The organism is Nocardiopsis sp. NPDC058789, from assembly GCF_042745575.1.
GTDB classification, from domain to species: Bacteria; Actinomycetota; Actinomycetes; order Streptosporangiales; family Streptosporangiaceae; genus Nocardiopsis; species Nocardiopsis eucommiae.
The window spans coordinates 177,767-202,106 of the sequence record NZ_JBHYOW010000009.1; the positions used below are offsets into that span (position 1 = coordinate 177,767).

Sequence of the window (24,340 nt, forward strand, 5' to 3'; positions counted from 1 at the left end):
GAAGCCTGCCAAGAAAGTGCCAGATGAACTCTGACGGGCGATCCCCCGCGCCGACGGGAACCTCGGGAGCCTCGCCCCTGTGGCTGCCGATGACCTCGATGTCCATGTTCGAGCGGGGCGGGACGACCCTCGTGGAGGGCGACGGCGTCCGGGTACGGGACGAGGCCGGGAACAGTTACCTGTCCGCCACGTCCGGCCTGTGGAACGTGACCTGCGGTTGGAACCACCCCCGGATCGTCGACGCCGTCACCGAGCAGCTGCGCCGGTTCTCCTACGGAACGCTGTTCCGCTACGGCCACGACGTCGCCCGCGACCTCGCCGCCCGACTGCTGGAGATCGCGCCCGGGCGCTTCGACCGCGTCTACTTCTCCTCCTCCGGCTCCTCCGCCAACGAGGCGGCCGTCAAGGTGCTGCGCCGGTACCGGAGCCTGGTCGGGCAGCCCGAGCGCCGCCTGGTGGTCTCCTTCGACGCCCACTCCTGGCACGGGACCGGGATCGGTGCCATGGCCCTGACCGGCGAGGAGCTCGACCAGGAGGAGTACGGGGTGGACCGCCGGTGGAACCGGCTGCTCCCCTACCCCGACCCCTTCGCCGCCGAACGCGGCCTGGGCCCCGACGAGCGGACCTGCCGCGAGGCCCTGGCCGAACTCGAACGCACCGAGGGCGACCAGGTGGCCGCCGTCATCGTCGAACCCGTCCTCTGCTCGGGCGGTGTGCTGATGCCGCCGAAGGGCTTCCTGGAGGAGGTCGCCGCCGCCACCGAGCGCATGGGGGCCCACCTGATCGTCGACGAGGTGGCCACCGGGTTCGGACGCACCGGGAGGATGTTCGCGAGCGAGCACACCGGTGTCCGGCCCGACGTGGTGACCATGTCCAAGGGCATCAACAGCGGGTACCTCCCGCTGGCGGCCACGCTCTTCCCCGCCGAGGTGTTCGAGGCCTACGAGTCCTCGGGGACCTACCTGACGCACGGGGAGACCCAGTCCGGCAACCCCGCCGCCTGCGCCGCCGCCCTCGCCACCCTGGACGTCATGGAGGACGAGAACCTGGTGGAGCGCTCCGCCAAGGCCGGGGCCCGGCTGCGGCAGCACCTGGACGCGCTCCTCGAACTCGACATCGTCGGTGAGGTGCGCGGCGAGGGCCTGGCCCTGGCCGTCGAACTGGTCCGTGACCAGGAGAGCCGAGCGCCGCTCTCCCCCATGGACATGGCGATGATCAGCCACCTGTGCCAGCGCAACGGGCTCCTGGTGCACCTGAGCCGCCGTTGCCTGCTCCTGTTCCCCCCACTGGTCGTCACCGACGCCGAAGTGGACGAGATCGCGGCCCGGCTGACCGGCGCGTTGAAGGCGGTGAGGTCACGATGACCGACACGGGTTCCACCATCAACCCCCACTGGTGGGTGCCCACCAGGGTCGACTTCGGCGCGGGCCGTCTGCGTGACGTGCCGCTGGAGATCGAGCGGACGGGCCGCCCGGTGGCGGTCGTGGTGGACGAGTACGCCGCGACCTCCGTGCCCGGTGTGGCCGCGCTGCTGGAACGGCTCGCCCCCGAGGTGATCGTCCGCCGCGCCCCCTCCACGCCCACCCGGCAGGAGGCCGTGGAGCTGGCCGACCGCCTGCGCGCGGAGGGTGTCCGCTCCGTCTGCGCGATCGGCGGCGGAACCGTGATGGACCTGGCCAAGGCGGCTGCCGCGGCGGTGGCCCTACCCGGCCTGCTCACCGGGTGGAAGCCCGGCGGCGGGTTCGTCATGCCCGAGCCCGTCACGCGGGGCGGTCTGCCCGTGGTGGCGGTGCCCACCACGGCGGCGACCGGTAGCGAGGTCAACGCCAAGGCGAGCCTGGCCGACGGGACCGACCGCCGTTTCCTGGTCCACTGGTCCCTGTTCCCCAGGGTCGCGGTGATCGACCCGATGCTGCACACGTCGCTGCCGCCCGCCCTGACCGCCGAGGGCGCCCTGGAGACGGTCGCGCGGCTCCTGGTCCCCATGGTGTCGGACCCGCCCACCACGGCCCTGCCCGACGAGGTCGCGATCGGCCAGATCAGGGCGGTGATCCCGGCCGCAGAACGGGCCCTCGCCGACGGTGACGACCTGGAGGCGCGCGGCACCGTCGCGCTGGCCGCCAGCGTCAGCACGTTCACGCTGCACCAGATCGGCCGCCACCTGCACTCGTTCTGGGTCTGGTACCCGACCAACACGCTCACCGCCCAGGGTCTGCGCAAGGGACCGGCCCTCGGCGTCCTGCTGACCCGGTGGGCGCGGATGGTGGTGGACGGCGACAAACTGGCCGGGCACGCGGACCGGCTGGCCGAGCTGGGCGGTCGGGCGCTGGGCCTGACGGGCACGTCGGTGACCCCGGTCGAGGTCGCGGACGCGCTGGGCGACCTCCTGCGCCGCTGGGGCTTCCCCACCGAGTTCGAGGAGCTGGGCCTGGACGTCACCGCCGAGGAGCTGACCGAGCAGACCTGGCGTGCCTGGTCCGAGCCGCTGCGGCCGAGGACCAGGGAGCAGGTGCGTTCCCTCTTCGAGGGCGTCTAGGCGGAGCATCCCCATCCGTCTCCCGCGACCACCCCCAAGGGTCGCCTCGGGCACGGAGTCCTGGCGTGACCACCGGGCTCCCTCGCGCCCACACGTGAGCCGGGCAGGTGAGGGCCGGGCCGGTCGGGGGGTTCCCGACCGGCCCGGCCCCACGTGCGCCCGGTCCCGACGGCATCCCCCACCACCGGGACCGGGCCGTATCGCGGCGCCGCCGCCTACAACGGCACCTCCAACGAGGCGCCCACGTGGGCGGCCACGCCGATGGGCGCCACGCACATCGTGGAGGCGTCCGGCAGTCCCAGGTTGCTCTCGATCCCCGGGCCGTCGTAGGCGCAGAGCGGGAAGGTACCGAACCCGCGGTCGGCGGCGACGAGGGCCGCCGCCTGGAGGGAGACGCCGATCGCCACGGCGCCGACCCGGAAGGCGCCGGGCCCGTGCTCACGCACCAGTTCCGACAGCTCCAGGACCGGGACCACCACACCGGCGAGCGACAGGTTGAGCCGGTGCCCGGGAGCCCCGATCCGGGTGGCCACCGCCGGGTCCTTGGGCGGGACCAATCTGCCGTGCCCGCCCAACGGGGCCAGCACGGAGTCGACCGCCTCGGCCACGGGCGCCAGGTCCTCGGCGGAGGGCGGGGGCGCCACGAAGCCGCCGACGGGGCTGCGTCGGCGCAGCATCGCCCGCTCCGGGTCGCGGGGCATGGTGATCTCGCCGAACTCCAGCTCCGGCCCGGGCTCGGACCGGCGGGCCGCGCACAGGACGTCCTGCGGGTAGCGGTCCGGGACCGGCGGCACCCGGACGGGGGCGGGGTCGCTGGCGGGCGTGACCGTGCGGGTCGGCCCGACCGTGACGACCGCGAAGGCGATCTCGGTCTCGTCGCCCAGGTCCAGGATGTGCTCGATCTCGTCGTCGACGAAGGCCAGCCGGGGTGTGCACTCCCAGTCGAGGCTCCGCCCGGCGATCAGCAACTGCGCCAGCGTGTGGCCGGTGTCCAGCAGGTGCAGCCGGTGGGCGAACTTGCCGTACCGGCCGGTGGTGCGCTCCAACCGGGTCGTCAGCACGATGGTCAGGTCGGAGACCGCGCCGCCCAGGGCCCGGGCCAGCCGGGGCCGGGGGTCCTCGGTGGTGACCTGGGTCAGTCCGTGGTGGACCGGGTTGTAGCGGTGGGCGCCGACCGGCAGCCCGGACTCCCCGCCCGAGAGCAGCCACAGGTCCACCGGGTAGGCCGCGCCGCCGCTGGCGACGAGCCGGAGCAGGGTGGTCATCACGTGCTGCTCGTCGAACCCCCATCCGGGGGCGCCGGTGGGCAGGAAGGCCCTCGCCCCCGAGACGGTCAGGAACCGGTGCCGCGCGAGCCCGTTGCCGGTGGCCAGCATGCGGGAGATGCGGTCGACCGGCCCGTCGGGGCCACTTCCGGGGCGGGGCAGGGCGTGCTCGGCCACGCCGGGCCGTCCCGCCCGCGTCGGGTACAGCTGGTAGGCCCCCGACACCTGCGGCAGTTCGCGGTCGGCCAGGTACGCCAGGACGGTGTCCCGGTCGGCGTCGGTCGCTGTCGTGCGCTCGGCCGTGCTCATGAGTGCCCTTCTACGAGTTCGGTCGCGCCCGAGGCCACCATCGCCACGGCGTCGACCCCACAGGCCTGCTCCACCGCGTCAGCGACGACGTGGCAGTACAGGAATCGGTCCACCGGGCGCACGCCGATCCGCGCCAGGTGCAGGTACAGGAGGTTCAGCGCCACCCGGTAGCGGAGGAACCAGGCCGCCCCGCGCAGGGTCCGTTCGAAGTCACCGGAGCCGCGAAGCGCCTGGTGGAAGGCGCTGTGGCGGGTCTGCTCCTCGGTCGCGTCGCCGCCCTCGGCGCCCCCGCCGTTGGCGACGGGACCGTCGAGGTCGAGGCGTCCGTCCGCGAGCAGCGGCCGGGCGTCGTCGGCGGCCCGCACGAGTTCGCGGCCCACGGCGGCGGTGAGGTCGTCCAGGTGCGCGGCGGCCCCCTCGGCGTGGGCCCGCACCCGCCGCACGAGGGGTTCCCGCAGCCGGGCGGAGCGTTCGTCGAAGAGCGCGCGGACGGCCCCGGGGTCGGGACTGCCCATGATGTGCGCCTCGGCGTGGGAACGGTAGGAGACGAACCCGCGTTCGAGGTAGCCGCCCACCTCCTGTGCCATGAGCAGCATGAGGTCCACGACGTGGGTGCTCAGGGAGGGCCCCTCGCCCACGGCCATGGCGAGCGCGGCGTCGGCGGTGCGTTCGTGGAAGCCCTCGAACAGCGCCACGGCGTCGGGCGTGCCGAGCACGTGCAGCCGGGGGTCGTGCGGCTCCTCCTCGACGGTGTTGTCGGGCTGCTGCGGCTCCAGCGGCCCGTACTCCCGTTCGCGTGCGGCCAGCTGCCGGTAGGTCTCCCGGAGCGCCTCGGGGTCGAGCACCGTGGTGGACGGGTGGGCGGCCAGGGCGGCGCCCAGGTGGCGCTCCGCGGCGGGACGCACGATCCGTTCCCAGGCGGCTTCGTCGGCGTCCACGATGATCCGCAGGTGCGGTCCCCGGCGCCAGTGCCGGGCCCAGTGGGCGGACAGCCCCTCGGCGGCCAGCTCAGCGAGCAGGGGGCGCACCCCGGCCCGCAGCAGGGGCGCGGGGTCGGGGTCGTGGTAGGCGACCCGGAGCCGTCGGGCGGCCGTCACGGCCGCACCGACGCGGTCTCGGCCAGGGCCAACCTGAGCAGTTCCATCACGAGTGCCTCCCGTTCCATGTGGACCCCGAGTCGGTTGTTGTGCATGTGCAGCGCGGACAGGGTCACCATCCCCCGGTCCAGGTGGGCGAGACCGTCCGGGGCCGCGTCCTCGGGCGGCTCCAGCTGGCCCCGCGCCTCCACGGCGGTGAGCCCCTCCTGGAGCCGTTCGCAGGCCCGCAGCCACTCGCCCTCGCCGCCGCTCGGGGACGCCGTCAGGGCGTGGCGGACGAGGTGGCGGACGCGTTCCCCGGACCGCTGCCAGGACTGGTCGACGAGCCGCTGCCACTGGGCGCCGATCCGTTCACCGATCCAGCGGCCGACCATGTGGTCCACGAACCGGTTCACCCAGTCCGCGTCACCGACCGTCGCCAGACCGCTGGCCATGCACCACACGGCGCGGGCCACCGGGTCGGTCGGGGTGCCCACGTAGGCCAGGGCGTCGCGGCTTGAGGCGGTGAAGAACTCCTCGACGTGCTCCATCGCCTCGGGGCCGCCGTACATCCCGGTCTCGGGCCGGTACGACTCCCACGTGAGGGTGTTGTCCGGCAGGATGTCGGCTCCGGCCTCCTCGCCGGGGTTGCCGATGAGGTCGGCGAGGCGCTGGAAGTCCGCCGGGTCGGCCTCCACACGGGAGGGGCGTCGCGCCACGAGGTCCTCGAACCGGCTCCGGACCTCCTCGTGCGCGGTCGCGCGGTCGGCGGGGTCGGGCACCCACATGCGGAACCTGACGTGCGGGCCGCCGGACCAGTAGCGGACGTAGAACCAGCGCGGCGCGCGGTCACCCAGCGTCCGCGCGGTCGGCGCGACGACGGAGGTGACCACCTCCGCGAGGTCCTCGTGGTAGTAGCAGTGGGCCGTGATCCAGCTCATGCGCGGTCCCCCGGTAGTTCGACGGCGTACTCCACGACCCGGTCGGCGCCGAACACGTTCGGCTCCGCCTCCTGGAACAGCAGCAGGTCCCGTCCCCTGGACATCCGGGCCAACTCCTCGATCCCCCACCAGGAGCACAGGTCCAGCGGGCGCGGTTTGCGGTCCTTGGCCTTCTCCATGACCCGTTCGGTGGAGTCGACCACGTCGGCGGCCCGCGCGAAGACGACGTCGGGCAGGCCCAGGTCCCGGACCCGGCGGCGCGCGCGGGTGAACCGGTCGAAGTCGTCCCCCTCGTCCAGGTCCAGTTCGGCGCGGGGCACGATCCAGCTCCGGCGTTCCATCACGACCGCGCCGACGCTCAGACGCGGCAGCACCGACACCTCGGACGGCTTCGGATTGGTGTACAGCGCGCGGGCCCGGCCCACGAGAGCCCACGCCTCGGCCATGGGGGTGGTCAGGTCGAGGAGGAAGCGCAGCACGGGCGGGAACCAGTAGCGGCCCATGGTGCCCCGGTGGACGAGCCGCACCGCCCGGTCGGCTGACCGCCACCAGAGGGTGGGGAGTCCGGCCGGGTCCAGGCGGATCTCCAGGTCGGCCGGGCGGACCCGCCGCTCCGGCGGCCGTGAGGGGACGCATCCCGGCCAGACGAGTTCGTGCCCGGCGTAGGGCGCCACCCGGTTGAGCGAGCTGCGGAACAGGCCCGCCACCTCGACGAGGAGAGGGCCGTCGCCGTCGTCGTGCGGGACCGGCGGCTCCGACCAGCGGCGGACCCGCGAGCCCGCGGTCTCGTGCCCGGGGGCGGCCGCGTTGAAGGCCACGGACCCGCCCGGGAGTGGTTGGAGGAACAGGGTGGTGGGGTGGTCGCCGGGCAGCCAGGCGGGCCCGGCGTCCAACAGCCGGTCCAGGGCGTCGGTGTCCGCGTCGAAGGCGGGGCCGCCACCGTCCGGCGGGGTGAGCAGCCCGAGCAGCCCGGTCTGGAACCGGCGCAGCTCCTCGATCCTGGGCACCCCGGTGTCCGCCAGGTGGAAGGGGTTGTCGCGCAGACCGTGGAGGCCGATGGTGCCGGGGGCACCGTCCGGAGTGTTCCCGGGGTCGGCGGCCTCGTTCCATGCCAGCCAGGCCTCCAGCAGCCCCACGCGGGCCCCGGTCCCGAAGCGGCGTCCGAGCAGCTCCGCGATGGCCAGGCGGCCGGGCAGGGCACCGTCGAACACCGACACCAGGCGCCGGACGCGGTGCAGGTCGCGGTCGAGCGCGGACCAGTCGGGGGTCCGGGGCGGGGTGGACCATCCGGGGAGGACGTCCTCGTAGCAGAGGTACTTGCCCGGGATCAGGGACGGGTCTCCGCCGGCCTCGGTCAGCGCCGCGCCGACCGCCGCGCGCAGGCGCCCCAGTGACAGCCACCGGTCGCCCGGAGCGTCGGCGGCCTCGACCTCACGCACCGCCTCGCCGACCCGCCTGACCGGGGACCCCTCGGGGAGTCCGAGCCGGTCGGCCACGTCGGTCAGCCGGTCCGGGACCTGGTCCGGCACACCGAGGTCACTCTGGAGGAGCCCCGCCGTGACCAGCTGTCCGAGCATGGACTCGGCCTCGGCGGCGGACGCACCGAACCCGGACGTGAGGAAACCGGCCAGGTCGGCTGGGGAGGCGCCCTCCTCGGCCCGCCGGGCGAGCGCGAGCAGCCACGGGCGGGCGGGGACGCCCACACAGCGGCCGTCCGCGTGCACGACCATGGCCCGCTCCCCCAGGACGGTCAGGGTGGGGTTGGTCCGCAGTACCAGCGGCCCGTGCGCGGTCGCCAGCAGGCGCTCCAGCTGGAACTCGACCTCGGCGTTGAGTTCGAGGTGGCGGGAGAACCCGTCCGGCGCCGGGACCTGGACCGCCTCCGCGGCCCCCTTCACCGCCCCGTCTCCCGGCGCGGGCCCGTCCCCTGCGGGGAGCGGTCCGGCGGTGGTCAGGGTGGAGAAGGGACTGGTCTTCAGCGCGGTCCGCAGCGCGTAGTTGACCACGCGCCTGCGGGTGTTGAGGTGCTCGGGGGCACCCGGCGGCCCGGAGAGCCAGGCCTCGACGTCGGGGAACAGGGCGTCACTGGACATCGCGAGGGCGCGCCGGAAGTCCTCGTCCAGGACGAGGTCGGCCAGGCGCCGTTCGGCGGCCGACGTCTCGGCACGGAAGGCCTCGCGGGCCTCCTCCCAGCCCCGGTCCAGCGCCTCGTGGTCGGCGACCAGCCGGGCGTGGAGTTCGCGGGCGGACGCCGACAGCCGTGCCAGCGCCTCCTCCGACAACGCCTTGGGGGGCCGTCCGTTGTGGACGGCCCGACGGCAGGCCAGCAGCGCGCGGCGGACGGCGCGGTCCTCGCATCCGCCCACCGCCGTGTGGATGAGGTCCGCCAGCTCACCACCCCTGCGGTCGAGGTCCTCCCGGGACGCGTCGAGGGCACCGAGGCGGCGGGCGGTCCCGGAGAGCTCTCCGACCCGTGCGCCGCCACTGGGCAGCCCCGCTACACGTGCGACGATCAAGGCCGCACCCTCGTCCCCAGGTGCCAGGGCGCGTTGGGCTCACCCAGTACCAGAAGAAACACCGGAATCTCCCGTTCACCGTCGAGGCCCAGCAGGCGGGCGCACTCGTCGGCGTCGTAGCTGTTGGTCACCCGGGCGGAGAGCCCGTGCGCGGCCGCGGCCAGGGAGATCCGCTGCGTCACCACTCCGGTGAGCAGCTGGGTCGCGCGGAAGGCACGCCTCGGGTGGTGTTCGAGCAGCCGCTCCGTGTCGGCGGTGACGACCACCATCAGCGGCGCGGTCCGCGCGTTGATCTCCGTCCGCCACACGTCCATGGCCTGGAACGGGGGGCGCAGGTCGCCGTGGCTCACGGTGCGCAGCGCACCGTCCACGAGGCGGTGGTGCCCCTGCGGCAGGTCCGTGACCGCGCCCGCGATCACGTGCACCCCCACCTCGGGCGGCGCCGTCTCGTGCCAGAGGTCGTCGGCGGTCGGCCGGACCGCGTCGAGCAGGAGGTCGGCCACGACCCCCAGCGACACCGGCTTCGCATTGGGCAGGAACACGTCCGGCCCGGAGTCGCGGCGGACCACCGCCGTCCCCGTGTCCGTACCGCTCTCCCGCCGGGACGACGCCAGCGGCAGATCGGATCCCGAGCCCGGGGCCGCGGGTTCGGCGCCGACCAGCGGGGTGCTGGCCAGGGCCTTCACCGGTTCCAGTTCGGCCGGGTCGTTCAGCCGTGAGGCGCGCTCCACGGCCAGGGTCCGGTGGCTGAGCGCGGGCTCGATGCCGTTGCCGCCCGCCACGGGAACCACGGTCCGCCTCGGCGGCACCGGTGCGGCCGTGCGGTGGCCGGGCTCCGTCGGCACGTCCGCGCCGTCCCAGAGGGGCAGGAGCGCCAGCACCGACTCCGAGTCGTCGTCCGGCAGCGCGAGCAGCCGGGCCACGGCCTCGTCGAGGAACCGGAGCCGCGCATGGCCGCCCAGGCCCAGGGCGGAGGCCACCACCTGGAGGTTGCCGAGAACCAGCCCGGCCTCCTGGGTGGCCAGCCGGTAGGCGTAGTTCCGGTACCGGAAGGCGGTCTTGCCCAGCCGGGCTGTGACGATCAGGACGGTGCGCGCGCCGTCGAGCTCAGCCGCCGACGCGGCGGCCAGTTCGGACAGCCCGACGTCGTCGCGCAGCTCGGAGAGCTCGTGGTGGGCCGGGTCGTAGCGGTGGACGCCTTCGGGCGCCGCGTCCGACCACACCGCCAACTCGACCGGGTAGAAGCAGCGGGCCGAGGCCACCGTGCGGTGCCACGGCCACTCCACCTGCGGGCCGATGTCCATCCGGGAGAAGCCGTACCCGTAGAAGAGGAGCTCGCCGAGCCGCTCCAGGTCCGACCCGTGGTCGGGGCCGGACCGGCCGGGGCCGGCTCCGGGACGCGTGTGCTCGTCCCGGAGCGCGGCCCCGAGCGGACCGATCCGGTGACGCGGACCGGAGGGGAGTCCGAACCTGCGCCGGGGCACGGCCGGGCGGGTGAACAGCGGGGGGCGGGCGGGGTCGTCGAGCCCGCCCTGCCCCTCCGCGTGGATCGCCTGCCACCGGTAGTGCACGTCGTACAGGTACTCCCGCACCAGGGTCGCGTCATCGTCGCCGGTCACGGGTACCGCCGTCGTGTTCGGGTCCGTGTCCGTCATGGGAACGGGTGCGGGTCGGGGTTCACGTCGTCGAAGCCCTGCTCCGCCGCCGCCGCGAACACCCGGTCCAGGCCGCGCACACGACGGAACCTGTTGCCGAAGGTCATCGGCAGCATCCCAGGAACGATCACCTTCACGCAGAACAGACCGCCCGCACGGTGCTCGGGGGTGGTCTGGTCGACCACCAGCACCTCCAGACCGTGCTGTCGGAGCCGCTCCACGGTGTCGTTGAGCAGCGCCTCCAGGTCGGTCGGCCCGTCGGCGTGCAGCCGCGGGTCGGGCGGGGCCATCTCCCGCTTGGGACCGTCGAACAGGAACGCGAGCCGGTCCTGGGCCTCGGGCCTGCCGTTGAGCTGGCTGTGGTGCAGCATCGACGTGCACAGGTCGGGGTCGTCGACCATGCGCCGGGCGAGGTCCTGCACGTCGGCGGGCTCATCCTGGTGCTGGGCGATGATCGGCGCCAGCTCCAGGAGCCCGGCGGCCACAGCGTCCTCCATGTCGAAGTGGGAGGCGGCCGCGCACAGGAAGCGGGCGTAGCCGTCCCGCTCCTGCTCGTCGACGACGCCCACCCACACGCTGGGGATTCCGTGCTCGGTGGTGGTGTCCCAGGCGTGCGCCGTGTATCCGGTCAGCCGCTCGATGCGCTCCAGCAGGAGCGGCACCGTGGGCCCCTTGGCGGTGCTGAGGTCGATCTCGGCCGGGGTGCGGCGCGAGTACCAGGTCATCAGGAACGCGTCGCGCTCGATGACCTCCATCAGCCCGTGCAGGATCGTCTCCGGCATCGAGCCGCCGACGGCGCAGCCGTTGGACACCTCGTACAGGAACCGGGGGCGGTCCGGGCGGACCAGCCGGGTGCGGTAGTAGGCGTAGGTCTCCGGCACGAGGACCGGTGCGTCACGCGTGAGGGAACGGCCCCAGACCCAGTCCAGCTCCGACTCCTCGGTCCACCGCTGGCACGGGAACCCCTCCTCGTCGTAGCGGTGCTCGTCGTGCAGACCGAGCCGACGCAGGTCGAGGGCCTCGGGCAGGTCCTTGTAGGCGCCCGTGACCACGCTGCGGTGGCCGGACGGGCTCATCCCGCCCCAGCGCTCGACCGCCTCCGCGACGGCGGCGGTACCCGACTCCCGGTAGGAGGGGGTGCGGCCGATGCCCTGCTCGATGTCGGTCGAGTTCCGCAGGCCCAGCGGCGCGGTCATGTTCGGGAACACGCCGCCGCCGTACTTGAAGAGGGTGCGGACGAGGCCGACGTCCCGGTCCACGTAGGTGGGGAGGAACGACGCGTCGTCCACCAGGGACTTGGTCCGCATCGAACCGGGCTTGTGGGACAACGAGGCGCTCGGCACGAGCGTCTCGGTGTCCTCGGGGTTGTCCTCGGGCAGCGCACCGCACACGGCGCACAGCGGGTCGGGCAGGAGCACCGCGCGCCGCACACCGAGGCCGATCAGCCGCACCACCATGACCGAACGCCGCTCGGACGTGTCCTGGTCCCGGTCCAGCTCGACCAGACGGCCAGCGACCTCGGCGGCGAACTCGGCGTGCAGGTGGGTCAGCGCGGGCGGCGCCCACCGGCGCAGCCGCTCCGGGTCACGGCGGTCGATCTCGGCCATCGGCTCCGGGAACTCCCGGGCCAGCAGCAGGCGCGACTCCAGGCACTCGGGGCAACCGGGGACGTCCTCCCGCACCACGGGACCGATGTAGAGCCGGTCCCGTCGCGCGAGCACGGGCAGCACCGGCCCGCTTCCGGCGGGGATCTCGGGGAGGACACCGTCCTCACCGACCAGCACCGTGTACTCCGGGGGGACCACGGCCCTGAGGGCCTCGGCCAGCGCTCCGGTGCCCACCACGGTGGGCGTGGTCGTCAGCGACTCGGTCACAGCTCCACCACCCTGAGCAGGTGCGGCGTGGCCGTGCGCAGCGCGGGCTCGCCGTCCAGTTCCACGACCCCGAGCCGATGCCCGCGCGCGGCCAGCAGCTTCACCGCGTCCTCGGACGTCAACAGGTGGCCCGTCAGCGGAGCGGCCGAACCCTCGGGTTCGGGTACGCGGTCCGGTCGCGGAGGCATCGTCACGGGGTCCTGCCCGCACTGCGCGGAGGTCGTGGCGCGGATGACCGCCGACGAGGCGGCGGACGCCAGGTCACGGCCGGAGGCCCGGGCCAGCGGCTCGGAGTCGGTGGCGACGAGGACGGTGGGCAGCTCGGCGTCCAGCTGGAAGAGGCGGGCACTCGACCCGACGAGCAGTTCCAGGCGGTTCAGCTGCTCCCCGACGAGCTCGGGGAGGTCGGCCCGGTCGATCAGCGGGGCCCGCTGCGGAACGGGCACAGCCCGCTCGGCGGCGTAGTCCAGCACCGCCTGGGAGAGCGCGGACTCACGGTCCAGCGCCGCTCCGACACCCGGGACGTGGGCGTCCGTGATACCCACCGGTGCGACCACCGGGCCGGGCTCACCGCTGACGAGGTCGTGGGCGGGACCGCTCGCCGGACGGGCGGCGGCCAGGCGGCCGAGCGCCGCCAACGTGGCGCCGTGGCGTGCCTCGACGAAGGCGTCGGCCACGCCGAGGACGTCGCTGGTCGCGCCGTCCTTGGCCAGGCGGGCCACGGCGACGCGCAGCGGCAGCTGCTCCGGGTGCTCCTCGATCTCCAGCAGGGGGCCGGTGAGCGGGTCGAACAGCTCGGCCGCGGCGAGGGAGAACGCCTCGCTGTCGATCTCGGACCCCGGGTCGGCGGCGGGTTCGCTGCCCCCGCCGACCGGCAGTACGCGCCCGGTCTGGGACTCCAGGGTCTCCAGGTCGATGCGTTCCACCTCACCGGAGACCGGTGCGGGGTAGGCACCGGTCACGGCGCGGAAGGCCGCGAAGAGCGCGGTGTTGGCGGGCACGCCCACGGCGGGACCGCGCAGCCAGGTCGAGGGGCCGACGGGCAGGGTGCCGGTGTCGGTCAGGCGCGCCTTGGCGTCCGCCCAGTCGGCGGCGCCGCCCGGGATCGGCCCCACCCAGGCCGCGTCACGGGTCACCAGGACCGGCAGCAGCGGCGCCGTGCAGGCCTCCGCGACGGAGTCGATCAGCGCCGGGTCCTCGGTCAGCACGACCACGAAGTCGGCGGCGGACACGCTCGCGGCGAGGTCGGCGGCCGGGGTCTCGACGAGTTCGAGGGCCGGGTCCTCCTCCTTCGCCGCGGCGAGGTCGGCGGTGCGCGCGGCGCGGGCGTCGGCGTCACCCGAGGGGTCGACGACCTCCACGCGGGCACAGCCCAGGTGCCAGGCGGCTCGCGCGGCGGAGTCCGCCAGCGGGGCCTCGCCCACGATCACCATGCGGGTGCCACGCCAGGTCTGGAACCGGGCCGGTCCGGAGTCGCACCGGAAGTCGACGTAGGCGATCTCCGCCTGGTAGCGCCGGAGCTCCGCGTCGGTCAGCGAGTGCGGCAGGTCCTCACTGACGTCGCGGACGAACCCGTTGCGTTCGAGCAGCCCCACCAGGTCGGTGGCCATCTTCTGGTGGGCGGGCGACAACCCCGAGGTCAGGTCCTCAAGCGGAACGGAGCCGTCCAGGCTCGGCGCGAGCAGTTCCACCCACTGATAGATCGATCCACCGCGCAGCGTCACCGACCGCGCGCTGTCGATGATGAAGGCCCCGTCCGCGGTCGGGACGTAGTAGACATCTGGCCGGAGTTTCGGTCGCATCCGCGCCCCTCTCTTCTCTCTCACCGTTACGAGGGGACGGCCCCGGCACGGTCACCGCGCCGGGCCCGCCCCGCCGGATCAGCTGCAGCAGCAGCAGGGGCAGCAGCTACAGCAGCTGCAGCAGCCGCCGCCACTGCCAGACGCGCCGATCTCCATCATGGCCAGCGTGGAACCGAGGGACTCGATACCACCGGGCTGGTCCGAACCGAAGCCGAGAACACCCTCACTGCTGGTGCTGAATTCCTCGACCGGAAGGTCTCCGAGACCAGCGGAAATCTGGTCAGCCTTCATCGACATGGGAACCTCCTCTCCTTCTTCGTAGTAACGCCGAGGCACTTCCGCCCCGGCGTCGCACCATCATCCCCGCCGGTGCTTACAGCGCACCTACAGCAGGTTTGCACCCAAATGCATTCACGGACCCGGGAACTCCCGGGAAAGGTGAAACGTTCCGGGGATCGGGCGTCGGGCCGGTCGTGAACCGTCGTCCGACCGGCCCGCGCACCCCGGGTTCCGGTGGTCCGGCCGGCCGCCCGCAGGCGGGCCGACCGGGCAGGTCACCGACTCAGCTGCAGCAGCAGCACGGGCAGCAGCTGCAGCAGCTGCAGCACTCGCCACCGCCGGAGGCACCGATCTCCATCATGGCCAGCGAGGAACCGAGGGACTCGATACCGCCGGGCTGGTGGGAACCGAAGCCGACGACACCCTCACCACTCGAACTGAATTCCTCGACCGGAAGGTCTCCGAGGCTTGCCGAGAGGTGACCGGACTCGATAGACATACGATCTCACTCCTTTCTTCGTCCAAGGTTTGACAACGCGTCGAATAATCGACACCCACCACTGTGGCCAATCGCAGTTACATCTCGACTACATCGCGTTTTACCGCCCCCGCAGTTCGGTGCGGCGACCACTACCCGCACGGCCGCGGGGGGTGCGACCGCGGCCCGGGTCGCCTCCGGGGCCAGGGCAGACGCCAGCCCGCCTCACAGCGCTCCACCAGCCCCGCCGCCGCCAGCATCCCCAGGGCACGGATCGTGTGCTCCAGGTCCCCGGTGCTGTTCGTGGCCACCACGGCGGTTCCCACACCACGGCGGGTGACCGCCGAGAGCACCCGGGCGGTCTCCCGGTCCAGTTCGGCCTCGGGCACCAGGGGCCCCGCCTGCCCGGGGACGGCCTCCCCCAGCGGCACGATCAGCTCCACCACGTCGTCCGCCCTGGTCACGCAGTTCGCGCGGCCCTCCCGGAGCAGACGGTGACAGCCCACCGACATCGCGGAGGTCACCGGACCCGGGACGGCCATGAGCACCCGGTGGAGGTCGGTGGCGTGGGCGGCGGTGTTCAGGGCCCCGCTGCGGGCCCCCGCCTCCACCACCACCGTGCCGGGGGTGAGCGCGGCGATCAGCCGGTTGCGCACCAGGAAGTCCGGGGTACGCGGAGTACGGCCGACCGGCCACTCGCTGACCAGCACCCCCGTACGCGCCACGTCCGCGAACAGCCCCGCGTGACCGCGCGGGTAGTCCGTGTCCAGACCGCAGGCCAGGACCACCACGGTGCTCCCCGTGGTGAGGGCCGCCCGGTGCGCGGCGCCGTCCACCCCGTAGGCGCCCCCGGAGACCACGGAGAAGGAGCGGTCGGCCAGCTCGCAGGAGAGCTCGGCGGCCACGTGCGTCCCGTAGGGGGTGGCGGACCGGGCGCCCACCACCGACACCGACCGCAGGCACAGGTTGCGCAGGTCGCCCATACCCCGCACCCACAGCCCGTAGCAGACGGGCAGCTCGTCGAGGCGCCCCGGCCACTCCGGATCTCCCGGGGCGACGAACCGGACCCCGAGTTCCGCCGAGGAGTCCAGCAACCGGTCCGGGTCCACCCTCCGGGACCCCTCCGACCAGCCCCGCCAGCTCCGGACCGCCTGGGCCGAGGGCGGGCTCCCCGGGGGCGGCTTCCCCGACAGCAGGGCGTCCCAGACCGGGGCGGCCCCGTGCTCGTTCACCAGCGGCCCCAGCCAGCGGTGGCTGGGCGGCGCCACCGCCGTCAGACCGACCCGTGCGCGTGCCTCGTCGTGGTCGCCCACCCTCACCACGCCCTTCCGGCCCACAGGGCGAAGGCGTAGGAGGTCTCCTCCTCGGTGGGGCGGTCCCGCCCCGCGAGGTCGGCCAGTGTCCAGGCCACCCGCAGGGCGCGGTCCACGCCCCGGGCGCTGATCTGTCCGGCGTCCATCGCCCGGCCGAGGACCCGCAGGCCCGCCGGTTCCACCGGGAAGTCCCGGCGCAGACGCGCTCCGGGAATGACCGCGTTGGTCCGCCACGGGGTGTCCGCCAACCGTTCCCGGGCCCGCTCCCGGGCTCCCGCCACCCGTGCGGCGACGGTCGCGGAGGACTCCGCGAAGGCCCGGTCGGCCAGGAGTTCGGCCCGCGCCACGGGCTGGAGCTCCACCTTGAGGTCGATCCGGTCCAGCAGTGGTCCGGACAGCCGGGAGAGGTAGCGCCGCCGCTCACCGGAGGGGCAGGTGCAGAGGCTGCCCGGTTTCGCGCAGGGGCACGGGTTGGCCGCCATCACCAGCTGGAAGCGGGCGGGAAAGGCCACCGTGGAGGTCGAGCGGGCGATCACCACCTCTCCGCGTTCCAGGGGTTCGCGCAGCGAGTCCAGCACTCCGCGCCCGAACTGCGGGGCCTCGTCCACGAAGAGGATCCCGTGGTGTGCCTTGGAGACCCAGCCCGGCTGCGGATTGCCGTGGCCGCCCCCGATGATCGAGGCCCGGCTGGAGGTGTGGTGCGGGGCGGCGAAGGGAGGCACGGTGACCAGCGGAGCGCCCGGAGGCAGCAGCCCGGCCACCGAGTGGATGGCGGTGGCCTCCAGCGCCTCGGTGGAGGAGAGGGTGGGCAGCACCGTGGGCAGGCGCTCCGCGAGCAGGCTCTTCCCCGTTCCGGGCGGGCCGAGCATCATCAGGTTGTGCCCTCCGGCCGCGGCGATCTCCACCGCCCGGCGGGCCACCGGCTGACCCAGGACGTCCGCGAGGTCGGGGCTCCCCCGGTCCGGGGCGACCGCCGACGCGGGCGGCTCGTGGGGCCGCTCGGGCTCCTCCTCCCCGCGCAACCAGCCGCACAGCTCCGCGAGGTCGGTCACGGCGGTGACCGCCACGTCGGGGACCAGCCGGGCCTCCGCCAGGTTGCCCGCCGCCACCACGAACCGGGTGAACCCCTGGTCCGCGGCGGACACCATGGCGGGGAGCACCCCGCGCACCGGGCGGGCCCGACCGTCGAGTCCGAGTTCCCCGAGGAGTACGGTGCCGAGCAGCCGGTCCGACGGGACCTCACCGGCGGCGGCCAGCACCGCACCGGCGATGGCCAGGTCGAAGAGGCTGCCGGACTTGGGCAGGCTGGCCGGGGACAGGCTGATGGTGATCTGCCCGCTGGGCCAGGCCTCGGAGCTGTTGGCCACCGCCGCGCGGATCCGGTCCCGGGCCTCCCGCAGGGCGGCGTCCGGCAGCCCCACCAGGGTCACCCCGGGCTCCCCGCCGCCCAGGTGCACCTCCACCTCGACGATGTGTCCCTGGACGCCCAGCAGCGTGACGCAGTGGGTGAGGGCGAGCGACATCAGGCCATCCCCCGTTCGTGGGAGACGAACACGCGCCCGTCCGTGACCAGCAGGCAGACCCCGTCGACCCGCAGCGGCCACGGCGGGCACCCGTGCAGACGGGCCCAGGACCGGCCCAGCTGGCGCAGCCTGCGCCGCTTCCCGGCGTTGATGGCCTCCACCGGGTGGCCGTACCGCAGCGAACCACGGGTTTTGACCTCCGCGACCACCAGGAAGGGTCCGTCCCGGCCCACGATGTCGATCTCCCCGGCACCGCCCGGGGCCCGCCAGTTACGGGCCACCACCCGTATCCCGGCGTGTTCGAGGTAGGCCGCGGCGAGCTCCTCGCCGCGGCGTCCCAGCTTCCTTCGGTACTCGGCCCACCGATCCACCGGCGACCACCTCCCACAACCACGTTCCGTGATCGGGGCCGGGTACGCCAGGGGTTGGTTCCTCCTGTGGAAAACCCCGTCCGGGGCGGAGGAGGGAGGGGGACACCGCGCGGGGGGCTACTCCCCCGATCCGCCGCCGTCCGCCGGAGGCATCTCCAGGTCGGACTTGGTGATCTCCTCGACGTTCACGTCCTTGAACGTCACCACGCGCACGTTGCGCACGAACCGGGCCGGGCGGTACATGTCCCAGACCCAGGCGTCCTCCATCACGACCTCGAAGTACATCTCCCCGTTCTCCGTCGAGCGGGGCTGGAGGTCCACGTGGTTGGTGAGGTAGAAACGCCGCTCGGTCTCCACCACGTAGCCGAACAGGCCGACGACGTCGCGGTACTCGCGATAGAGCTGGAGCTCCATCTCGGCCTCGTACTTCTCCAGGTCCTCAGAACTCATGTGCGCGCTCGCTTTCGTCAGCACTCTCCGGTCATGATGTGCCGGTCCCCCTGACGCGGGCACCTCCGCCGTCCGGCGTCTTCCGGCCGGAGACGGCCCCACGTGTTCGGGGAACGCCGATACGATCCGAGTTCCATCATGCGTCACGGAACGGGCTTTTGCGCCCCGTCGAGCGGAATTCCTTCGACGGATCGGTCACCCACCCCCGGGACACCGCCGCGACCTGCGACGACACCCGACGCCGTTCGGCGGGTCCGGACACCGGCTCAGCCGTCGGACGCGTTCAGCTCGTCGAACGTCGCCGGGACTCCCAGCCCTCCGGCCTGGCTGAACGGCCAGATGATGACGAAGGCCCGGCCCACGACGTGGTCGATCGGGACGGCGCCTCCCCCGGGGTTGTTCTGGTTCATGCGGGAGTCGTAGGAGATGGCCCGGTGGTCGCCCATCAGCCACAGGTACCCCTCGGGCACCTCGATGGGACCGAACTCGGTGTGGCTCTCCACGCTGCCCGGGTAGAGGTAGGCGTCCTCCTCCAGGGGAACACCGTTGACCAGGACCCGGTTCTGCTCGTCGCAGCACTCCACGGTGTCGCCGGGCAGCCCGATGACCCGCTTGATGTACTCCTTGCCCGAGGGCGCGGCGCCCAGCTGCTGCTGCACCCAGGTGAAACCGCGACTGACCGGGTTGGTCGACTCCGGGGGCTGTACGACGGTCGGGTCGTCCCACGACCCGTCGCCGTTGAACACGATGACCTCTCCGCGCTCGATGTCGCGGATCTCGTACACCACCTTGTTCACGAGGACCCGGTCACCCACGAGCAGGGTGTTCTCCATCGACGACGAGGGGATGTAGAACGCCTGCATCACCCAGGTCCTGATCACGAACGCCAGCACGAGGGCGATCACGACCAGGATGGGGAGTTCCTTCCAGAACGACCCCTTCTTCGCACTGCTCTGGGACTGGCTCATGTCGGCGTCAGCTCTCTCCTCCGCTCCCTGGCCAGCGGCGTCGGATACACCACTGGCTCCCAGGCGCTCATGCGTCTGGGAGCCAGTGGCGGAGCTGTGCTCCTCCGGGCCGGGCCGGGCGGAATCCTCGTCCGGGACCGCGTCCGAGCCGAGGTCCCTCTCGTCTTTGCTCATCGGCCGAAAGCCTATCCTGCCGCCCGGTGGGGCGGCGTGGTTCCGGCCGGATCAGCCAGGACCTACTTGGTGACGGGCTCGCGGCGCTCGCGGATGCGGGCGGCCTTGCCGCGCAGGTCGCGGAGGTAGTACAGCTTGGCGCGACGCACGCGACCGCGGGCGGCGACCTCGTACTTCTCGACGGCCGGGGTGTGGATCGGGAACGTACGCTCCACGCCCACGCCGTAGCTCACCTTGCGGATGGTGAAGGTCTCACGGTTGCCCGAGCCCTGACGACGGATGACGACGCCCTTGAAGACCTGGACACGGGTGCGGGTGCCCTCGGTCACGCGGACGTGGACGTTCAGGGTGTCGCCGGGGCGGAACTCCGGAACGTCGGTGCGAAGCTGAGCCTTCTCAAGCTCCTGAATGGCGGTGTGCATCTCGCGAATCCTCATCAATAGCGCGCCGCGTCCTGCCCCCCGGCTGTTCCGGGGAGGGGGTGCGCGGGCGAGGCCCTGTTGGGTCTGACCAGTCGAACCACCCGGTGACCGACACAGAGGCCGACGTCGTACCGCCGGCATGCGGATGCCTGGGGGTCACCAGGGGGGAACTCACCTAGTTTGCCACATGATCCCGGCCGTCCCGAACCGGCCGTTCACCACACTCGGCTCCGTCGGCGGGGTCGGCCACCTCGGCCAGGACCTCGCGGTCCCGCTTGTCGAGGCCGTCGGCGGGGGTGGCGGCGACCAGGTCCGGCCGGTTGCGGGCGGTCTTGCGCAGCGCCTGGTCGCGGCGCCAGCGGTCCACCGCCCCGTGGTTGCCGGAGAGCAGCACCGGGGGGACCTCCTGGCCCCGCCACGTGCCGGGCTTGGTGTACACCGGCCCCTCCACCAGGTGTTCCATCCCACCGGAGGCGAAGGAGTCCTGGACGTGCGACTCCCGGTTGCCGAGCACACCGGGCAGCAGCCGGGTGATGGCCTCCACCATCACCAGCGTGGCCGACTCGCCCCCGTTGAGGACGTAGTCACCGATGCTGACCTCCTCGACCGGCATCCGCTGGGCGGCGTCCACGGCCACCCGGGAGTCGATGCCCTCGTACCGGCCGCATCCGAACACCAGGTGCTCCTCGCCCGCGAGCCGCTCGGCGTCGGCCTGGGTGAAGGGGCGTCCGCTGGGGGTCGGCAGGACCAGCCGCGCGGGCCGCTCCGCCACGACGGCGTCCAGGGCCTCGCCCCACGGCTCGGGCTTCATCACCATGCCGGGACCGCCGCCGTAGGGGGTGTCGTCGACGGTGTTGTGCCGGTCGTGGGTCCAGTCGCGCAGGTCGTGGACGTGCACGTCCAGCAGACCGGCCTCGCGCGCCTTACCGATCAGCGAGAGCTCCAGCGGAGCGAAGTAGTCGGGGAAGATGCTGATGATGTCGATGCGCACTGCGTACTCGTTCAGTCGGTGTTCTGGAGGTCGAGCAGGCCGGGCGGCGGGTCGAGCACGATCCGGCCGCCCGCGACGTCGACCTCGGGGACCAGCGGGGCGACGAACGGCACCAGGATCTCGTGGCCGCCAGTCTCGGCGGTGATGACCAGGACGTCCTGCGCGTGGTGGAGGACGTCCTCGACCTCGCCCACGGTGGTGCCCTCGGTGGTGACGGCGGTCAGGCCGATCAGTTCGTGGTCGTGGAACTCGTCGGGGTCGTCCAGGGGGGCGATGTCCTCGGAGTCCACCATGAGGAGGGTGCCGCGCAGCGTCTCGGCGGCGTCGCGGTCGGCCGTTCCCTCGAAGCGGACGAGCATCCTGCCGCTGTGGCGGCGCGTCGAGGCCACCTTCAGCGGACCGGTCGCGGCGGGGTCGGTCTGGAGGACGGCGCCGACGGCGAACCGGGCGTCGGGGTCGTCGGTGCGCACGTCGACGGCGACGTCGCCGCGGATACCGTGCGCTCGGCCGATCCGGCCCACCACGAGTCGCATGAGCAGTGCTTTCCTTCGGGTCGTTCTTCGGTTCCCGGACGTCACACGGGGTCTCCCGGCGTCCGGGTCCCCTCGGTGTCCCCGGGCCGGGAACGGCCCCGGGGAAGGCCGTGCCCGGGGCCGTTCACACGGTCCCCGGGCACGAGTGCGGGGCGCCGACCGTCAGCGGTCGGCGCCCCCAGAGGCGCGTCAGCGCACTTCGTTCAGGTCCAACAGGTCCACGCGGACGTACCGGCCGCCTGCGAGGGAGCCGACGACCGTCCGGAGTGCCTTGGCGGTCCGGCCGTTGCGGCCGATGACCTTGCCGAGGTCGTCCGGGTGGACCCGGACCTCCAGGACCTTGCCCTTGCGGAGCCGCTTGGCTCTCACCTGGACGTCGTCGGAGTTCGAGACGATCCCCTTCACGAGGTGCTCAAGCGCCTCTTCCAGCACGATTAGGCCTCGCCCTCGGACTTCTTCTCAGCCTCGGCGGTCTCGGCGGGCTTGTCGGCCGCCTTGTCCGTCTTCTTCTCGGCCTTCTTGGTCTTCTTCTCCTGACCGGGAAGGACGAGCTCCTTCAGCGCGGCCTGGAAGGCGGCTTCCTGGGCCTCGGGGTCCTTGGCCTCGGCGACCTGGAGCGGAGCCGGGGCGGCGAGGCCCTTGAACTTCTGCCAGTCGCCGGTCTTGCGCAGGAGGACCTTCACCGCGTCGGTCGGCTGGGCGCCGACGGACAGCCAGTACTGGGCCCGCTCGGAGTCGACCTCGATGAGGCTCGGGTGCTCCTTGGGGTGGTACTTGCCGATCTCCTCGATCGCCTTGCCGTCACGCTTGTTGCGGGCGTCGGCGACGATGACACGGTACTGGGGCGTACGGATCTTGCCCATACGCTTGAGCTTCAGTTTGACAGCCACTGGAGTGGTCTTCTCCCGTATAACGGTGTTAGCGCCTGATGGGCGACCCACGTGGGGTTGTGGAACCCGTCGAGGCATGACGTGGGCGGCGGGCTAGTTAGAGGGCTGACCCGGCCACCGTTAGTCGACTACTCATTGTGCCAGACGCGGACGTGTTCCTTGGACAGGACACCACGGTGCGCGCGGCCCGGTTCGGGAACGGCCGCGGCCCGCCGGGAATCTCCCCGGCGGGCCGTGGTGGGTGTCACCGTCGCGGTGTCGAACCGCTACTTCTTCGGCAGCTTGAAGTTGGACAGGTCCGGCATGTTCGGGCCACCGAAACCGGGCGGGAGGGTGGGCTGGCCGCCGCCACCGCCGCCGAGGCCCGGGGGCAGCTGGGGCATCTCCTGGCCGCCCTCCTCCTGGCGCCGCTTGCGCTCGGCCTCGCGGTCGGCCTCCTGCTGGCGGGCCTTCATCGGGTTACCGCTGCGCTGCTTGCCCTTCTTCGCCTTCTTGGCCTGGGCCTTGGCCTTCTTCTTGTTGCCGCCCACGCCCGGCATGCCGGGCATCCCCGGCATGCCGCCGCCGCTCTTCATCTTGCGCATCATCTTCTGCGCCTCGAAGAAGCGGGTGACCAGGCCGTTGACGTCGCTGACCTGCGTACCGGAACCGTTGGCGATGCGCAGTCGGCGGGAGCCGTTGATCATCTTCGGGTTGGCGCGCTCGCCGGGGGTCATCGACTGGATGATGGCCTGGATGCGGTCCAGGTCCTTGTCGTCGATGCCGTCGATCTGCTCGCGCATCTGCCCCATGCCGGGCATCATGCCGAGCAGGTTGCCGATCGGGCCGAGCTTGCGGACCATCGCCATCTGCTGGAGGAAGTCGTCCAGCGTGAAGTCGTCGTCCGAGGCCATGGTCGAGGCCATCTTCTCGACCTCGGCCTCGTCGAACGTGCGCTGGGCCTGTTCGATGAGGGTGAGGACGTCACCCATGTCCAGGATGCGCGAGGCCATCCGGTCCGGGTGGAAGAGGTCGAAGTCCTCGAGCTTCTCGCCGGTGGAGGCGAACATGATCGGGCGGCCGGTGATGTGCCGGATGGACAGGGCCGCGCCGCCGCGGGCGTCACCGTCGAGCTTGGTGAGCGCGACCGCGTCGTAGCCGACGCCGTCCAGGAAGGCCTGGGCGGTGTTGACCGCGTCCTGACCGATCATGGCGTCGACGACGAAGAGGATCTCGTCGGGGTTGACCGCGTCGCGGATGTCCGCGGCCTGCCGCATCATCTCGGTGTCCACGCCGAGGCGTCCGGCGGTGTCGATGATGACGACGTTGTGGTTGTTGCGCTTCGCGTGCTCGATGGACTCGCGGGCCACGTCGACGGGGTCGCCCACGCCGTTGCCGGGCTCGGGAGCGAACACGGGCGTGCCCGCGCGCTCACCGACCACCTGGAGCTGGGTGACGGCGTTGGGGCGCTGGAGGTCGGCGGCGACCAGCAGCGGGGTGTTGCGGTCGGCGGCCAGCCACTTGGCGAGCTTGCCCGCGAGGGTGGTCTTACCGGCGCCCTGGAGACCGGCGAGCATGATCACGGTGGGCGGCGTCTTGCCGAAGCGGATCTGCCGGGTCTCGCCACCGAGGATCTCGACCAGTTCCTCGTTGACGATCTTGATGACCTGCTGGGCGGGGTTGAGGGCCTTGGAGACCTCCTCACCGCGGGCGCGCTCCTTGATCCGCGCGATGAACTCGCGGACCACGGGCAGCGCCACGTCCGCCTCGAGCAGCGCGAGACGGATCTCGCGCGCGGTCGCGTTGATGTCCTCCTCGGACAGCCGCCCCTTGCCGCGCAGCGAGGAGAAGACCGATGTCAGCCGGTCGGAAAGCGTCTCGAACACGAGTGTGGCCAGTCCTTCGTCGTCGGGTTTGACTTCCTAGCCTACCGCCCCGCCGTCACCGGGCACGAAGCCCAGGTCCGGCCGGGGTCTCCCGGCGCGGAAGGGGCGG

General features: G+C 72.7%; 22 protein-coding genes. 2 read left to right on the forward strand and 20 right to left on the reverse strand.

The genetic code is table 11. The features are described from left to right. Positions 1-23 precede the first annotated feature (23 nt). Both ACFW3L_RS15645 and ACFW3L_RS15650 read left to right on the forward strand, forming a co-directional pair. Positions 24-1,364 carry an aspartate aminotransferase family protein gene (locus ACFW3L_RS15645; RefSeq protein ID WP_378740814.1) on the forward strand — a complete coding sequence of 447 codons (1,341 nt, stop codon included), beginning with the start codon at positions 24-26 and terminating at the stop codon, positions 1,362-1,364. Further along, complete coding sequence (locus tag ACFW3L_RS15650; RefSeq protein WP_378740816.1) at positions 1,361-2,536, forward strand: iron-containing alcohol dehydrogenase; 1,176 nt, start codon at positions 1,361-1,363, stop codon at positions 2,534-2,536. The genes ACFW3L_RS15645 and ACFW3L_RS15650 overlap by 4 nt, the downstream gene beginning before the upstream one ends. A gap of 215 nt (positions 2,537-2,751) precedes the next feature. On the opposite strand, the gene ACFW3L_RS15655 is transcribed toward ACFW3L_RS15650, so the two are convergent. The 20 genes from ACFW3L_RS15655 to ffh all read right to left on the reverse strand — a co-directional run bounded on the left by ACFW3L_RS15655 (position 2,752) and on the right by ffh (position 24,231). After that, on the reverse strand, positions 2,752-4,110 hold the full coding sequence (locus tag ACFW3L_RS15655) for a SagB/ThcOx family dehydrogenase (protein ID WP_378740819.1): 1,359 nt from the start codon (positions 4,108-4,110) through the stop codon (positions 2,752-2,754). Beyond that, positions 4,107-5,207 (reverse strand): thiopeptide maturation pyridine synthase, encoded by a 1,101-nt coding sequence (locus tag ACFW3L_RS15660; RefSeq protein ID WP_378740821.1) that lies wholly within the window; start codon positions 5,205-5,207, stop codon positions 4,107-4,109. Before ACFW3L_RS15660 ends, ACFW3L_RS15655 begins: the two co-directional genes overlap by 4 nt. Then, a complete protein-coding gene (locus ACFW3L_RS15665; RefSeq protein ID WP_378740823.1) occupies positions 5,204-6,127 on the reverse strand; it encodes a thiopeptide-type bacteriocin biosynthesis protein in 924 nt (307 codons plus the stop codon). Before ACFW3L_RS15665 ends, ACFW3L_RS15660 begins: the two co-directional genes overlap by 4 nt. Next, positions 6,124-8,643, reverse strand: a complete 2,520-nt coding sequence (locus ACFW3L_RS15670; protein WP_378740826.1) for a lantibiotic dehydratase — start codon at positions 8,641-8,643, stop codon at positions 6,124-6,126. Before ACFW3L_RS15670 ends, ACFW3L_RS15665 begins: the two co-directional genes overlap by 4 nt. Then, positions 8,640-10,262: a SagB family peptide dehydrogenase gene (locus tag ACFW3L_RS15675; protein ID WP_378740829.1), complete on the reverse strand. Its 1,623-nt coding sequence runs from the start codon at positions 10,260-10,262 to the stop codon at positions 8,640-8,642. Before ACFW3L_RS15675 ends, ACFW3L_RS15670 begins: the two co-directional genes overlap by 4 nt. Before the next feature lie 32 nt (positions 10,263-10,294). After that, complete coding sequence (locus tag ACFW3L_RS15680; protein WP_378740832.1) at positions 10,295-12,172, reverse strand: TOMM precursor leader peptide-binding protein; 1,878 nt, start codon at positions 12,170-12,172, stop codon at positions 10,295-10,297. Beyond that, positions 12,169-13,974: an NAD(P)-dependent oxidoreductase gene (locus ACFW3L_RS15685; protein WP_378740834.1), complete on the reverse strand. Its 1,806-nt coding sequence runs from the start codon at positions 13,972-13,974 to the stop codon at positions 12,169-12,171. Before ACFW3L_RS15685 ends, ACFW3L_RS15680 begins: the two co-directional genes overlap by 4 nt. A gap of 78 nt (positions 13,975-14,052) precedes the next feature. After that, the gene (locus tag ACFW3L_RS15690) at positions 14,053-14,271 is read right to left on the reverse strand and encodes a hypothetical protein (RefSeq protein WP_017545978.1); all 219 of its coding nucleotides are present in this window, start codon (positions 14,269-14,271) and stop codon (positions 14,053-14,055) included. Between the two features lie 265 nt (positions 14,272-14,536). Further along, complete coding sequence (locus tag ACFW3L_RS15695; RefSeq protein WP_378740838.1) at positions 14,537-14,752, reverse strand: hypothetical protein; 216 nt, start codon at positions 14,750-14,752, stop codon at positions 14,537-14,539. A gap of 131 nt (positions 14,753-14,883) precedes the next feature. Next, a complete protein-coding gene (gene dprA / locus ACFW3L_RS15700; protein ID WP_378740840.1) occupies positions 14,884-16,044 on the reverse strand; it encodes a DNA-processing protein DprA in 1,161 nt (386 codons plus the stop codon). A 2-nt stretch (positions 16,045-16,046) separates the two neighbouring features. After that, positions 16,047-17,567, reverse strand: coding sequence for a YifB family Mg chelatase-like AAA ATPase (locus ACFW3L_RS15705; RefSeq protein ID WP_378740842.1), 1,521 nt, complete (start codon positions 17,565-17,567; stop codon positions 16,047-16,049). Then, positions 17,567-17,938 carry a YraN family protein gene (locus tag ACFW3L_RS15710; protein WP_378740845.1) on the reverse strand — a complete coding sequence of 124 codons (372 nt, stop codon included), beginning with the start codon at positions 17,936-17,938 and terminating at the stop codon, positions 17,567-17,569. The genes ACFW3L_RS15705 and ACFW3L_RS15710 overlap by 1 nt, the downstream gene beginning before the upstream one ends. 117 nt (positions 17,939-18,055) lie before the next feature. Next, the gene (locus tag ACFW3L_RS15715; protein ID WP_378740847.1) at positions 18,056-18,388 is read right to left on the reverse strand and encodes a DUF2469 domain-containing protein; all 333 of its coding nucleotides are present in this window, start codon (positions 18,386-18,388) and stop codon (positions 18,056-18,058) included. Positions 18,389-18,654: 266 nt separating this feature from the next. Continuing rightward, positions 18,655-19,530, reverse strand: coding sequence for a signal peptidase I (lepB, locus tag ACFW3L_RS15720; RefSeq protein ID WP_378740849.1), 876 nt, complete (start codon positions 19,528-19,530; stop codon positions 18,655-18,657). Positions 19,531-19,592: 62 nt separating this feature from the next. Then, positions 19,593-19,952: a 50S ribosomal protein L19 gene (gene rplS, locus ACFW3L_RS15725; protein WP_378740851.1), complete on the reverse strand. Its 360-nt coding sequence runs from the start codon at positions 19,950-19,952 to the stop codon at positions 19,593-19,595. Positions 19,953-20,127: 175 nt separating this feature from the next. Further along, positions 20,128-20,943: a tRNA (guanosine(37)-N1)-methyltransferase TrmD gene (trmD, locus tag ACFW3L_RS15730; RefSeq protein ID WP_378740853.1), complete on the reverse strand. Its 816-nt coding sequence runs from the start codon at positions 20,941-20,943 to the stop codon at positions 20,128-20,130. A gap of 11 nt (positions 20,944-20,954) precedes the next feature. Beyond that, the gene (gene rimM, locus ACFW3L_RS15735; RefSeq protein ID WP_378740856.1) at positions 20,955-21,476 is read right to left on the reverse strand and encodes a ribosome maturation factor RimM; all 522 of its coding nucleotides are present in this window, start codon (positions 21,474-21,476) and stop codon (positions 20,955-20,957) included. Between the two features lie 189 nt (positions 21,477-21,665). Further along, positions 21,666-21,908, reverse strand: coding sequence for an RNA-binding protein (locus ACFW3L_RS15740; RefSeq protein WP_378740859.1), 243 nt, complete (start codon positions 21,906-21,908; stop codon positions 21,666-21,668). A 2-nt stretch (positions 21,909-21,910) separates the two neighbouring features. Further along, on the reverse strand, positions 21,911-22,366 hold the full coding sequence (gene rpsP / locus ACFW3L_RS15745) for a 30S ribosomal protein S16 (protein ID WP_378740861.1): 456 nt from the start codon (positions 22,364-22,366) through the stop codon (positions 21,911-21,913). Between the two features lie 266 nt (positions 22,367-22,632). Next, positions 22,633-24,231 carry a signal recognition particle protein gene (gene ffh / locus ACFW3L_RS15750; protein ID WP_378740864.1) on the reverse strand — a complete coding sequence of 533 codons (1,599 nt, stop codon included), beginning with the start codon at positions 24,229-24,231 and terminating at the stop codon, positions 22,633-22,635. Between the last annotated feature and the right edge of the window lie 109 nt (positions 24,232-24,340).